At 37.3% G+C, this 13,469-nt stretch carries 9 protein-coding genes; 5 read left to right on the top strand and 4 right to left on the bottom strand.

All coding sequences use genetic code 11. The features are described 5' to 3' along the window. Positions 1-27: 27 nt before the first annotated feature. On the bottom strand, positions 28-1,080 hold the full coding sequence (locus tag J500_RS06085; RefSeq protein ID WP_004998350.1) for a diguanylate cyclase: 1,053 nt from the start codon (positions 1,078-1,080) through the stop codon (positions 28-30). Positions 1,081-1,612: 532 nt separating this feature from the next. Between J500_RS06085 and proP the strand changes: the two genes are divergently transcribed. Next, positions 1,613-3,094: a glycine betaine/L-proline transporter ProP gene (gene proP, locus J500_RS06090; protein WP_004998354.1), complete on the top strand. Its 1,482-nt coding sequence runs from the start codon at positions 1,613-1,615 to the stop codon at positions 3,092-3,094. A 54-nt stretch (positions 3,095-3,148) separates the two neighbouring features. Here proP and J500_RS06095 read toward each other — a convergent pair whose 3' ends face one another. The 3 genes from J500_RS06095 to J500_RS06105 all read right to left on the bottom strand — a co-directional run bounded on the left by J500_RS06095 (position 3,149) and on the right by J500_RS06105 (position 7,067). Next, complete coding sequence (locus tag J500_RS06095; RefSeq protein ID WP_004998355.1) at positions 3,149-5,095, bottom strand: oleate hydratase; 1,947 nt, start codon at positions 5,093-5,095, stop codon at positions 3,149-3,151. A 294-nt stretch (positions 5,096-5,389) separates the two neighbouring features. Then, the gene (locus J500_RS06100; protein WP_004998357.1) at positions 5,390-6,355 is read right to left on the bottom strand and encodes a DUF4424 family protein; all 966 of its coding nucleotides are present in this window, start codon (positions 6,353-6,355) and stop codon (positions 5,390-5,392) included. 169 nt (positions 6,356-6,524) lie between these two features. Beyond that, entirely contained in the window at positions 6,525-7,067 is a 543-nt protein-coding gene (locus J500_RS06105) for a cysteine peptidase family C39 domain-containing protein (protein WP_004998359.1), read from the bottom strand. 254 nt (positions 7,068-7,321) lie between these two features. Here J500_RS06105 and ahcY point away from each other — a divergent pair, with 254 nt between their 5' ends. The 4 genes from ahcY (at position 7,322) to J500_RS06125 (ending at position 13,431) form a co-directional block, all read left to right on the top strand. Beyond that, on the top strand, positions 7,322-8,704 hold the full coding sequence (gene ahcY, locus J500_RS06110; protein WP_004998360.1) for an adenosylhomocysteinase: 1,383 nt from the start codon (positions 7,322-7,324) through the stop codon (positions 8,702-8,704). Between the two features lie 131 nt (positions 8,705-8,835). Then, positions 8,836-9,672 carry a methylenetetrahydrofolate reductase [NAD(P)H] gene (gene metF, locus J500_RS06115; protein ID WP_004988310.1) on the top strand — a complete coding sequence of 279 codons (837 nt, stop codon included), beginning with the start codon at positions 8,836-8,838 and terminating at the stop codon, positions 9,670-9,672. Between the two features lie 22 nt (positions 9,673-9,694). Continuing rightward, a complete protein-coding gene (locus tag J500_RS06120; protein ID WP_034698753.1) occupies positions 9,695-10,405 on the top strand; it encodes a 16S rRNA (uracil(1498)-N(3))-methyltransferase in 711 nt (236 codons plus the stop codon). 164 nt (positions 10,406-10,569) lie between these two features. Continuing rightward, complete coding sequence (locus J500_RS06125) at positions 10,570-13,431, top strand: GGDEF domain-containing phosphodiesterase (protein WP_004998367.1); 2,862 nt, start codon at positions 10,570-10,572, stop codon at positions 13,429-13,431. Positions 13,432-13,469: the final 38 nt, after the last annotated feature.

Raw genomic sequence — 13,469 nt, forward strand, 5'->3', positions numbered from 1 at the left:
AGATTTTACCAATACATATGTTTATTGCTAATAAATCTGGATTCCATCTCGGCCATTGCGTTTGACATAATAGAGCGCCTTATCGGCCAGACCAAACCATTCAGAGACTGTTTGTGCAGTCTCTACAGATGCAATTCCGATGCTAATACTTGCAGAAAAATGCTCATCACTTTGTAATCGGATATTCTTGATATATGCTGCAATATTTTCAGCAAGTATTAAAATTTCATCGTTGCTTCGATCTACCACAATAACGGCAAGTTCATCACCACCAAAACGAGCTGGGGTATCTTTAGGGCCAATAAAATGCCTTAAAATACTGGAAATTTCGCCTAAAAAGTAATCCCCTGCCTCATGTCCATAAGTGTCGTTAATATATTTAAAGTCATCGACATCTAGCAACATCAAATGTGCATGCGTTCCATTTCTCTGAGTCTGGATAAAAATTGAAGAAAGGCGCTGCTCAAACAAACGGCGGTTAGGAATATGTAAACGCGGATCCATTAAGGCAATACGCTCAAATTCGCGATTTTTATGGATTAACTGCACAGCAAGGTTTCGGGTTAAGACGCTTAAAAACATGATATAGAGTGTTGCTAAAGGTAGTGAACACCAGACAATGCGACTATCAAAATCGACATTCACATGAAAACCTAACAATACCCACATGACCAAACAACTGACTAGCATAGCAATCAGAGAGGGTTTTAGAATGACCCATCCGCCTGCGGCATAACGATCTGAAATTAAAATCGCGACCATAATTAATGATGGAAAAGGACTAAGCCCCATCACGGCAACCCAAATCCCCCCTAAAGCAGCATCGACCACTAAACTCATATTTGTGGTTTTCACTGCATCTTGTTTGCTTTTAGTATACAAATAAGCCACTGTAGGCCAAACAAAAGCATTAATACCCAGTAAGATATATATAAATAAAGAGTAATTTAAATAATGGAGAACTGAAGAAATGGATAGAAAACACAGAATAGTTCCCATTTGCCGCATTAAAAAAATACGATGAGCATATCGCCTGCTGCGTTCAAGTAATATTGCTTCATCCGTTTTAATATATGGCATGGTCATTAGGGCTTTCTATTCAATGATAAAACGAATTGCTTATTGCTAAGCCGCCTATCCAACGGTACGTCAACCACATGATTCTAACCATATTTTATTCATAAAATAATGTATATATATACCAATTTTTTAAAAAAAATTTTAATTAAAGAATATTTATTTACAACAAAAAAAAAGAACTGACATATTGCGACACTTTTTTGCTATTTATGGTGCTTTAGAATAATTCCTATTTTTATATTTCTAAAATTGAGCGCTATTATTTAAACTTTCGCATCAAATTACATATTTACATCATAGACATACATTTCCTTCATCATCACGCAACACATAAATTTAAAGATCATTCTAAAATTATAATTCTCTGATATTTAATCATTTTAAAAAATACACATACAACCCTTATGGTTTTGTGTATTTCCAACGTGATATTGAAAAGATGATCTTTATGAATTGTTAACGTAAATTGCAGTTGAATTGCTAAAGCTCGTAAAACTACATCAAATTGTGATTACTCAGGAAATAAGCCACTATGTCCAAAAGAAAAATAAAACCTCTTGAAATAGATGATGTTGAAATTGTTGATTATGAAAAAACCAAAAAAGCGATTAAGGCTGCCGCACTTGGTAATGCAATTGAATGGTTCGATTTTGGTGTATATGGCTATGTTGCCTATGTACTGGGTAAAGTATTTTTCCCCAATTCATCCCCTAGTGTGCAGATGATTGCTGCGCTTGCAACTTTCTCTATTCCTTTTATTTTTAGACCGTTAGGAGGAATATTCTTTGGTCGCTTAGGTGATAAATACGGACGACAAAAAGTTTTAGCCATTACCATTATTATCATGTCTGTAAGTACGTTTGGTATCGGTTTGATTCCATCTTATGAAAGTATTGGGATTTGGGCACCGATCTTATTGTTGATTGTCAAAATTGCGCAAGGTTTCTCGGTTGGGGGTGAGTACGCAGGGGCTGCCATTTTTGTAGCCGAATATTCTCCCGATCGGAAACGCGGCTTCATGGGAAGTTGGCTCGATTTTGGTTCAATCTTAGGTTTCGTGGTGGGTGCAGGGGTTGTTTCCTTAATCAGTTTTTCTGTGGGTGAAACTGCCTTTATGGAATGGGGTTGGAGAATTCCCTTTTATCTGGCTTTACCTTTGGGCTTAATAGGACTGTATTTACGTCAATCTCTTGATGAAACCCCTACTTTTCAAGCACATACTGAAAATCAATCAGATTCAAAAAAACCTAAAAAAATTGGTTTCAAGCAAATATTGAGCGAACATAAGCGTAGTTTATTGGTCTGTGTTGGTCTGGTCATTTGTACTAATGTCACCTATTACATGCTGCTTACTTATTTACCCAGTTATTTTTCGCATAACTTAGGCTATTCAGAAGATCATGGGGTATTGATCATTATTGCCGTTATGGTCGGAATGCTTTTTGTTCAACCCTTTGTTGGGATGTTTAGTGACAAAATTGGCCGTCGTCCTTTTATATTTGCAGGCAGTATTGCACTGGTTTTATTTTCTTATCCTGCCTTTCTTTTACTTGATACCAATAATGTCTACTTAATTTTTCTAGGCCTTTTAATTTTGGCACTTTCGCTCAATATGCTGATTGGTGTGATGGCATCCACCTTGCCTGCCCTATTTCCTACCGAAATCCGTTATAGTGCGCTTGCCATTGCATTTAATATTTCGGTGGTGATTGCAGGTTTAACACCAACCGTTACCGCCACGTTGGTTGAAACTACGCAAAATATTATGGTTCCAGCTTACTATTTAATGTTATGCGGAGTATTTGGAATTATGACTGCATTTTACCTCAAAGAAACAGCCAACTTGCCCCTTAAAGGTGCAACGCCAATGGCAGCTGATTGCGAAGAGGCGGAAGAATTACTGGAACAATATCATGAAAATATAGAACAGAAGATTGAGCAGATTGATCAAAAAATTGAAGAATTACAGGAAAAACGAGATCATCTCGCCAAACAGCATCCAGATATTGATTAACTTTTTCTCCTGTAAAAAAAACAAGACCCTGATTAGGGTCTTGTTTTATCTGACCTATTTCGCTTTTTCTTTTATAGAACTGATCCAGTCTTTAAAATGTCCAAACTGTTCAGATAAAAATGATTCGGTTTCAGGCTGCGCTGCATCTTTTGGCAAAATATGTTCATAATAAGTGCCTTTCAACACATGTCTGAGTAAACGCTCACCTGGAAATGGCCCACCGTCATTTAAGGTTTTTGCACCTTTAATTAGGTGACGAATGTCATATTGCAAAGGCGAAAGATCTGGCACTTGTTTATCAATATTAAGAAGTTTATACACTGCTAAACGTCCTGTTCGAGCCGAACTTTCAATAGTAAAAACGACATCATTATTGGTTTCTACAAACTGCCCTACCACTGCCAAATTTTTATATCCTTCAGGCACTACACGTGGACGATCACCTTGAGCACGTGGCATAAACATTGAAGTAATATATGGCATAAAGGAAATGCGGGTGATGGTGTTTTCGATAATATTATCTAGTTGATCAACAATTCCCAAGTGATAACACAACTCTGCCAGTATTTCATTACCTGTACATTCTGGCATAGTCTTTTTAACATAGTTGCCTTGTTTATCCATAAATAAGGCATATACCCAAAGCACTAATACATCATCGGGCTGGTCAGGGAAATGCGGCTGACGGTTACAGGTAAAGCTCATCAACCAGTTTGAATCTGTAATTGTAATAATTCCTCCAGTAACCGTTTTACCAGAGTACGGATCATTAACCGCGTATTCTTTTAGTTTTTCAACAAAAGCTGACGGTTTACAAGTCAAAGTAACGGACAACCAAGACGATTTTTCAATGTTGCTACAAAACTTCTCAGGTTTGCCAAATACTGGAGATTTCTTTGCCAAGTTTTTCCAGAGTAACCAGCCTGCACTTTGACCACTCGTGCTATTGTCCACTTTACTGATTGCTGCAGTCGTATTGTTACCATACGACGTATCTTCCGTCATTGAACCTGTAGTAATCACCACAAAATCATTTTCAGTCAGATCAATTTTTTGTTCTTTGCCATCTTTTTCTATTAATAATGATTTTGCGATGCTTTCCTGTCCTTTTTGCTCAATCTCTACATCTTTAACCAAAGTATTCAACTGAAGAGTAACGCCCTTTTTCTTGAGGTATTGTCCTAAGGGTTTAACAAAGGTATCGTGCTGGTTATATTTTGGAAATACCAGCGCAGTCATATCTTTAAAACCATCAAGCTGATGTAAAAAACGATGCATATAAAGTTTGCATTCGAGTAGGCTATGCCAGTTTTCAAAAGCAAACATGGTTCGCCATAAAGTCCAAAAGTTCGATGCTAAAAACTCGCTACTGAAATATTCTTCAATACTGGTATTGTCCAGATCTTCTTTTTTGGTGAGAAGTAATTTGACAATCGCAAGTTGATCTTTCTTAGATAAACCAAACTTATTAAAATCCTGCACCTGACCTTGTTGATGGATCAATCGTGCTTTGGAAAAGTTGGGATCATTATCATTGAGTAAACGATATTCATCCAGCACACTAAAAGGTTCTGGCAACTCTAATGCAGGAATGTCCTGAAAAATGTTCCAGATATTTTCATAGGCAAATTCCATCTCACGACCACCACGAATCAGGAAGCCATCTTGGGCATTACCTGCACCATCCAATGAACCGCCATCAACATGGAGTTGTTCTATGAAAATGATATTCGATGCGGGTATTTGTGCGTCGCGAATGAAATAATAAGCTGCTGATAATCCTGCTATACCACTCCCAACAATATAAATTTTACTGTTTTGATATTGGTCAGAACCAATACCGCGATTTCTTTGATAATTACCGACATAGTCGGCTGGTGGTGTCGTGATATCAGCTGAGTTTTGATAAGTTTCCGTACTCGAGTCTGGCTCGTGAACCATCTTTCCATGAAATTGTGATGTATTGAGAACCTTATCAAATTTTGAAGTAATTTTACTCATGAGTTCCTCTTCGGATTTATTATCTGAAATATGTTATTTATGAGCCTATTAGTATGATCATATCCGTCACTATTTTTAGCCAAGTTCTGTATTAACTTTGTATTTGATCCGACTGTCTCTCAAATTCTATTGATTTAGTCTATTTTTACAATAAAGTGATTTTAAAGATATATTAGGCTTCTTGCATAAGTTCTTATTATTTTCCTATGGAAGAAAAATAAACAGCGTTTAAACAATGATGAAAGAAGTCTATTCTATTTTTAAAATTTTCACGTTAAGTGAATAATATTATTCTTATCTCAATAATGGTACAAAAATAATATTTACATCCTCTGTCGGTTTAAAATTTTTCTCTGAGATTTTAAATTGAGTTGCATTTATTTTTTGTATATTTCCTTTCCAGCACAGTGAAATCAATTCATTTTTATCTCGCTCAATGATCATGTTAAAATTACCAATCGATTTCGCCCAGTTTGCTCCCGTTTTTAAAATATAACTCAATCCCATATAAGGTGGATTTTTATTTGGCATTTTGTTGAGTGCATTTTTAAAGCTCTGGTTGACACAGTGATCTTTTGCTATTCCATCGTCAAGATAGACCGAACCACCGACCAAAGGCCGATATTGATGCACAACATGCGTCACACTATTGGCTTTAAAGACTTGTTGCCAGCTATAAATAACTTGTGCCTCCCAATAAATGGAATCCTCTGGATGATAGGGTTTAATTAGTTTTTGTACTTTAGGCTGTTGGCAGCGGAAAATACGTTGATTTAACACCTCATCACTGATTTTCTGTGTCCACGGATTCATCAACTCTTGATCGCTCAAGCCACATTGTTTTAATTCTTGAGTCACATCAATCGAATCTTTCGTCCAATCTATCTCACCTTTTTGGTTCAACGCGGGCAAAAAAGCTCGCACATGCACAGATGCATCGATAAGTCTTTGATTGACTTTTACTTTAAAACTGTTAATAAAAGCATTTGTATCAGCAAAATCACTTTCACGTGAATTCCCAACTTTAGGCAAAGGAAATAAAATGTTTTCCTGAATATTATGAGGCGTTAGATTTTTAAACTCATATTCAACACGAATTTGTTTTTTACTGATAAATAGATTTTCTTTTTGCATACTGATGTTCGGATTTTTAACATAAGCGACTCCACCTGTTGCAACATATCCCGTTGAATCATTTGCATATAAAATAGGAACAGTAAAAATACCAATCAAACCAAGACATGTTATTTTTTTAATCATTATGATGATCTCTCTACTTTATTTAAATTATCTACATTATGAAACTTCTTTTAGCATTATTTGATCCTTTTATTTTTTTATTCATTAAGGCAAAGTAAAAGGAACTTAAAAGAAATTCTATTGCTTTTGATTGACATGCCATATTTCAAAAATTCTGTTTTTGTCTCTTCTAACTGAATTTTGTAGATTGCATTAACTTTAGCCCTTGATCATTAATTAAAATTACTTGTCTACAAATTCCCTCTGCATCACGTTGCTGTTCAAACAAAAAGACTGGCATCGGATCAAAACTATCAAAGAAACAAATTTCCTGTGCATCCATCGAATAAACTAAGGACTGATTGCCTACACCATCCAAAGTGTCATAAGAAACAATGACCATCTGTCCATTTTCAATTGCCCCTTGAATTTCAGAATAAGTGAGCGCCGAAAGTATAGGTATATTTAAAGCTTGGGCTTGTTGATAAATCAAACGTTCACTGTCATCGATATAAGGATCTGGATCTGTATAGAAAGACACATCAAAACCAAATTTTTTTAATGCAACCGCTAAAGCGACGGTAAATGTGCCATATTCTTGATCATGTTGAGTAGCCTGTATCAATTCCGAAATATCCATTTCAACGCCATGATGTTGAAATAACATCCACAGTGCAAAAATGCCACAGTTGGCTTCAAGGTTGACTAAGGACTCTGGAATTTCTAGCGCCATCACGTTGAACTCGTATTACATTTATTCGAATCATACACAAAACAGCGTTGGCACTGTAACAATTTATCAGTACAATAGCGCCACCAGTCGAGGGATGCTGCGACTTTTTCACAAGCTGATTTTTAAAAATAATCATGTGAAATCGCTAGGCTCGACGTCTGAAGCAGCTGAAAACTCAGTTAATCACGCTTCACAGAATAACGGCATCCGCGAACTGAATGATCAATATTTGTTTTTTAAAAAAGGAGATCGTGATGAACGCGGTTAATGCTTCATTTACAGATTATAAAGTTGCTGATATTTCCCTAGCGGACTACGGTCGTAAAGAGATCAAACTTGCCGAAGCAGAAATGCCAGCTTTGATCGGTTTGCGTAAACGTTATTCAGCAGCAAAACCTCTTGCTGGCGCAAAAATCTTGGGTTGTATCCACATGACAATCCAGACTGCGGTTTTGATTGAAACTTTGGTTGAACTTGGCGCTGAAGTTCGCTGGACATCTTGTAACATCTTCTCTACTCAAGACCATGCTGCCGCTGCAATCGCTGCAAGTGGTGTTCCCGTTTTCGCTTGGAAAGGTGAAACTGAAGAAGAATATGTGTGGTGTTTAGAACAACAGATCAATGTGAATGGTCAGCCTTGGGATGCCAACATGATCTTGGACGATGGCGGTGATTTAACTGCACTTGTTCATGAAAAATACCCTGCACTTTTAGAAAAAATTCACGGCATTACCGAAGAAACCACCACAGGTGTACAACGTCTTTTAGAAATGTGGAAAGATGGTTCACTTAAAGTTCCAGCAATCAACGTCAATGATTCGATCACGAAATCTAAAAATGACAACAAATACGGTTGCCGTCATTCTTTAAATGATGCGATTAAACGTGCAACGGATATGTTGCTTTCTGGTCGTCGTGCGCTGGTGATCGGTTATGGTGATGTGGGTAAAGGTTCTGCTCAATCGTTACGTCAGGAAGGCATGATCGTTCGCGTCACTGAAGTTGATCCGATTTGTGCAATGCAAGCCTGCATGGATGGTTACGAAGTTGTATCTCCATACAAAAATGGTGTGCAAACAGGTAAGAAAGAAGACATCAACCAAGACTTGTTAGGCAATACTGATCTTGTTGTGACCACAACAGGTAACTATCACGTCTGTGATTCTACAATGTTAGATAGCTTAAAAGCAGGTGCAGTGGTTTGTAATATTGGCCACTTTGATACCGAAATTGACACCGCTTATTTACGTGGCTACAAATGGGTTGAAGTCAAGCCGCAAGTCCATCAAGTTTATCGTTCAGAAGATGAAAGTAATTACTTGATCCTGCTTTCTGAAGGTCGTCTAGTCAATCTTGGTAATGCAACAGGTCACCCATCACGTGTTATGGATGGTTCTTTTGCAAACCAAGTATTAGGTCAAATGCATTTATTTGCTGAAAAATTTGCTGACTTACCATCTGATCAAAAACAAGCAGCGATTCGTGTCGAAGTGCTTCCTAAGAAATTAGATGAAGAAGTTGCTGCTGCAATGGTACTTGGCTTTGGCGGTGTATTAACCCAATTGACTCAAGTACAAGCAGATTACTTAGGCGTTCCTGTTGAAGGTCCATTCAAATCTGACGCTTATAAATACTAAGTTTTAATTTCCTCTCCCTAACCCTCTCCCTAAGTGAGAGGGAATATTCATTACCCGAATGAATATCAAAAAGTCCTCTCCTCTCAGGAGAGGATTTAGGAGAGGTGAAAAGAAATAAAAAAGGATTTGAAATGACGAAACGTGTTCCTATTTCTTTTGAATTTTTCCCGCCAAAAACTGACGCTGGTGCAGAAAAGTTAAAAATTGTTCACCAAGAACTCCAACTACTCAACCCTGAGTTTTTTTCGATTACTTATGGCGCGGGTGGTTCTACGCGTGAACGCACTTTAGCAGCCATCAATGACTTTAATGGTAAAGGCACAGCGGTCGCCCCTCACCTTTCTTGTATCGGCGATGATAAAGGTCGTATTGCTAAACTCCTAGACTTGTATCAATCACAAGGTATTAATCGTATCGTCGCGTTACGTGGTGATTTACCATCAGGTCAAGTTGGACTGGGTGAACTCCCATATGCACAAGACCTAGTACGTTTTATTCGTGAGCATTCAGGCGATCATTTTCATATTGAAGTCGCCGCTTACCCCGAAATGCATCCGCAGGCCGAAACATTTGATGCAGACATCAAGCGTTTTGTCGAGAAAGTTAACGCAGGTGCAAATGCAGGCATTACCCAGTTTTTCTTCAATCCAGATGCCTATTTCTACTTTATTGAACGCCTAGAAAAAGAAGGAATTACGATTCCAATTGCACCCGGGATTATGCCTATTACCAACGCCAGCAACCTCATTCGTTTTGCTGACGGTACAGGCGCTGAAATTCCTCGCTGGATTCGCAAACAACTTGCAGCCTATGGCGATGACAGTGCAAGCATTAAAGCTTTTGGTCATGAAGTTATTGTTAAACTTTGCGAACGTTTAATCGCAGGTGGTGCCCCAACACTTCACTTCTATTCAATGAACCAAACTGAACCTACTCGACAACTCGTTGTTGATCTCGGTTTAAACTAATTTGTACGAGCCTTACCCAATTATGAATCGCTTTTATATTGAAACAGAGTTAGATACCAATCAGTCTATAGAGTTAACTGAGTCAGTATTTCATCATTGGGTTCGTGTGCTTCGTGCAAAAGAGCAAGAGCAAGCCATCTTTTTCAATGGAAAAGGTGGTGAATATCTTGTAACGCTCACTGAAATTAATAAAAAAAATGCATTTGTCTCTGTTGATCACTTTGATCCCACTGATCGAACTCCGCCATTTCAAGTGCTTTTAGGTCAAGTGATGAGTAAAGGTGATCGCATGGATTACGCGATTCAAAAAGCAACCGAACTTGGCGTATCAACGATTCAACTGTTAACCAGCGAACGCTGTGAAATGCGACTTAAATATGAGCGTGACCAAAAGAAAATTGAACATTGGCAATCTGTTGCAATCGCAGCGTGTGAACAATGCGGTATGAACCGTGTTCCTAAAATTCTCGCTCCGATTTCTCTCGATGAATGGTTAGTTTCTGAACTCCCATCTTCTCGTTTTGTTTTAGCACCCAACAAAGACCAAGAAAATGTTTTACTTAATAGTTTATCTGAGATTGCCCTGCTCATTGGTCCAGAAGGTGGGCTCAGCGAAGCAGAAATCCAACAGTCTAATGAAAACGGTTTTCTAAACTGGTGTATTGGGGAAAGAGTTTTACGTACAGAAACAGCACCTGTCGTTGCGCTTTCAATTTTGAACTATCATTTTTAGTCAAAAGCCGACTAATTTAGTCGAAACAAATATTGATTTTCCATGTTAGGTATGACAACGTAAAACGACATTAACAAACACCTTCATTAACATTAAAAAAGTATTCTGATTTTATTTTTGTATTCACTTAATTGTTGTGTGAAATTTAACCGGAACATATTTATATGTCTGAACCACAAGAAACTGAATTGTACGATCATGTCGATACAGCTCATTTCAAAAGCTCGATCAGACAGAGTAAAGCCTTACTCATTAATTTATTTTTACTCTGTATTTTTGACTATTTGTTATATCGTTTATTTTATAGTCCTGTTTCTTCTTTGTGTTTTAATATCTGGATTGCTGTTAGCAGTTTATTTTTTATAATTTGTTGGAGCATTTCTGAGTTTTATTTTAAAGAAAATCACTATGGTCTCAACAGCGCTAATCGTTGGATGCAATTTATTTGCTTCGGTAGTGGTGTAGTCATTGGTACAGGCATCTTATTAATCAATTTTAATTTGACATCGCTTAATCCCCCCTTAACAGCAGCTCATGTATTAACCTTAAGTTCAGTCTTATACATGATTACTGGGATTATTTGTCTGACTTATCTCACTCAATCTCTCAGACTTTTTTTTCTGGTTTTTTTACCTACTATTTTGCCTCTGTTTATTTCGCAGTTTGCTCATCCACAAACAGCTTATTCTTTATTTTATGTGGCATATAACTTTATCTTAATCATTTTTGTTTTTAGTGCATTTGCGTCTCATCGTAATAAACGGCGAATGTCGATTTTATTTTTCAAAAATAAAGAACTCAAACTAAATGCCGAAGAGCAAGTTAAATGGACCGATGAACTTTATCAACAGCTACAAGTTGAAATGGATAAATCCAAAGAAATTGAACTACAATTGCAACTGCATAATCAACTCCTTGAGCAAAAAGTCAAAGAAAGAACTTATGATATTGAAAAGATGAACGAAAGATTAGAAAACAACGCCCAAAATTTAAGATTAGCTCATGAAATTGCAGGAATTCGCCCGTGGCACTGGGATATTGAACACCGTAAAATCGAACTGACCACACCAGAACAAGATAGGATTACCAAAGATTGGAAATCACATCAAAGTTATCTTGAAAAAATTATCCATCCTGATGATTTATTGTTTGTCAAAAGAGCACTGTATCGACATTTAAGAGGCTACACATCACGTTTTGATGTGATCATGCGGATTCAATATGACGATCATTGGTACTGGGTGCAGGAAGTCGGTCAGGTGGTTTTGCGCCATCCACAAAGTAACATTCCTTTGCGAATGGTAGGTATTCGACGCGATATCAGCCAAGAGAAAAAAGATCAGGATCGACTCAAACTTGCGGCTAGTGTCGTTCAACAGGCAGCCGAAGGCATATTCGTTCTGGATGAAAATCTATGCTATGTCGATGCCAATCCTTGTTATGAGCAACTCACTGGATTTAAAAAACAGGAAATATTGGGCAAGCATTTATTTGATATTACCCAAAATGATAAATTCCAACAAAAAAACATGCACCTCAATATCACTAAGCAACTCTTACAAAAAGGTGAATTTGATGGTGAATTAAACGAGAATTTTTTATCAGGCAAAGAAGTCTCAATCTGGACGCATATCAATGCTGTTAAAAATGACAATGACCAAATTATTAATTATATCGGCATTGTCTCTGATCAAACTGAGAAAAAACGCCAAGAACAACGTTTATCTTATCTGGAAAATTACGACACACTCACCGATCTGCCAAATCGTTTTTATTATAACTATCAGCTTCATCAGTATTTAGTGAGTCAAAAAGATCCAATTAAACAGTTTGCAGTCATTCGTTTTAATATCGACCGTTTTAGAACATTAAATGAGTTTCTGACCAATAATGGTGGGGATGAGTTATTAAAAAAAGTCGCACAACGTTTGCGTTTAACTACACCTGAAGCACTGTTGGTCGCCCATTTAAATGGCGATGACTTTGCTATTCTTTATGAGATTTCACATATTCGCCCCTCTATCGAACAACATTGTTCTCGTATCTTTGAAAGTTTTATTGAACCTTTTCATGTTCAAGGTCATGACATTGTTGTTACTGTTTCGATGGGTGTCGCCTACTATCCTGAACACGGTCGTCAAATTGACAGTTTAAATAATCATGCTGAACAAGCTTTAAATGATGCTAAACGTTTAGGTGGCAATACCGTTTGTTATTATTCACCTGAAAAATCAGCATTATTAACTCAAGGCGTGAATATTGAACGTGAACTTCGTAATGCCATCAAAAATAATGAATTGGTCGTTTATTATCAGCCAAAAGTCTGCGCACAAAGCCACGATGTTTATGGCTTTGAAGCATTGGCGCGCTGGAATCATCCAACACGTGGATTAATTGGGCCTGACCTCTTTATTCCAATTGCGCAAGAAACCAGCCTTATTTCTGATATTGGTCGATTTGTGATCATGGAAACCGCTAAACAAATCAGGATTTGGGACGATTTAGGTTTTAAAAATATTTGCGTTTCAGTCAATGTCGTCGCCCAGCAGATTCATCGCGGTCAATTGCTCAACGATCTGGATGATGCCATGCAGTATTATCAAATTAACGGTAAAAAATTAGAACTTGAGATTACAGAGTCTTCACTCATGGACAGCTCTGAAATCGTTCAGGAAATGTTACAGGAAATTAAGCAAAGAGAAATTTTCATTTCGCTGGATGACTTTGGAACCGGTTATTCTTCTTTGGCGTATCTAACCGAATACCCAATTGATATTTTAAAAATTGATCGTAGTTTTATTTCTAAAATTGGAAATCCAAAACAGGAAGCTATCGTAAGCGCCATGATTGCCATGGGCAAAGCCATGAACCTGACTTTAGTGGCTGAAGGTGTCGAAACACAAGAACAGGCTGACTTTTTGAACCAACAAAAATGCGATATTTTGCAGGGCTTTTTATTTTCTAAACCGCTCAATCCTGAAAAGAGTACTGAGTTTTTAAAAACCCACAAATGTGTGGGTGAATAATTTATTCCGCTTTGAAAACCGTGAGTTCTAAGCAAATT

Origin of the sequence: Acinetobacter sp. 479375 (genome assembly GCF_000581715.1) — a bacterium.
GTDB lineage: Bacteria > Pseudomonadota > Gammaproteobacteria > Pseudomonadales > Moraxellaceae > Acinetobacter > Acinetobacter ursingii.

Coding starts and splice junctions, on each gene's coding strand:
- J500_RS06085 (WP_004998350.1), bottom strand. CDS start 1,080: ATGCCATATATTAAAACGGATGAAGCAATATTACTTGAACGCAGCAGG.
- proP (WP_004998354.1), top strand. CDS start 1,613: ATGTCCAAAAGAAAAATAAAACCTCTTGAAATAGATGATGTTGAAATT.
- J500_RS06095 (WP_004998355.1), bottom strand. CDS start 5,095: ATGAGTAAAATTACTTCAAAATTTGATAAGGTTCTCAATACATCACAA.
- J500_RS06100 (WP_004998357.1), bottom strand. CDS start 6,355: ATGATTAAAAAAATAACATGTCTTGGTTTGATTGGTATTTTTACTGTT.
- J500_RS06105 (WP_004998359.1), bottom strand. CDS start 7,067: ATGGCGCTAGAAATTCCAGAGTCCTTAGTCAACCTTGAAGCCAACTGT.
- ahcY (WP_004998360.1), top strand. CDS start 7,322: ATGAACGCGGTTAATGCTTCATTTACAGATTATAAAGTTGCTGATATT.
- metF (WP_004988310.1), top strand. CDS start 8,836: ATGACGAAACGTGTTCCTATTTCTTTTGAATTTTTCCCGCCAAAAACT.
- J500_RS06120 (WP_034698753.1), top strand. CDS start 9,695: ATGAATCGCTTTTATATTGAAACAGAGTTAGATACCAATCAGTCTATA.
- J500_RS06125 (WP_004998367.1), top strand. CDS start 10,570: ATGTCTGAACCACAAGAAACTGAATTGTACGATCATGTCGATACAGCT.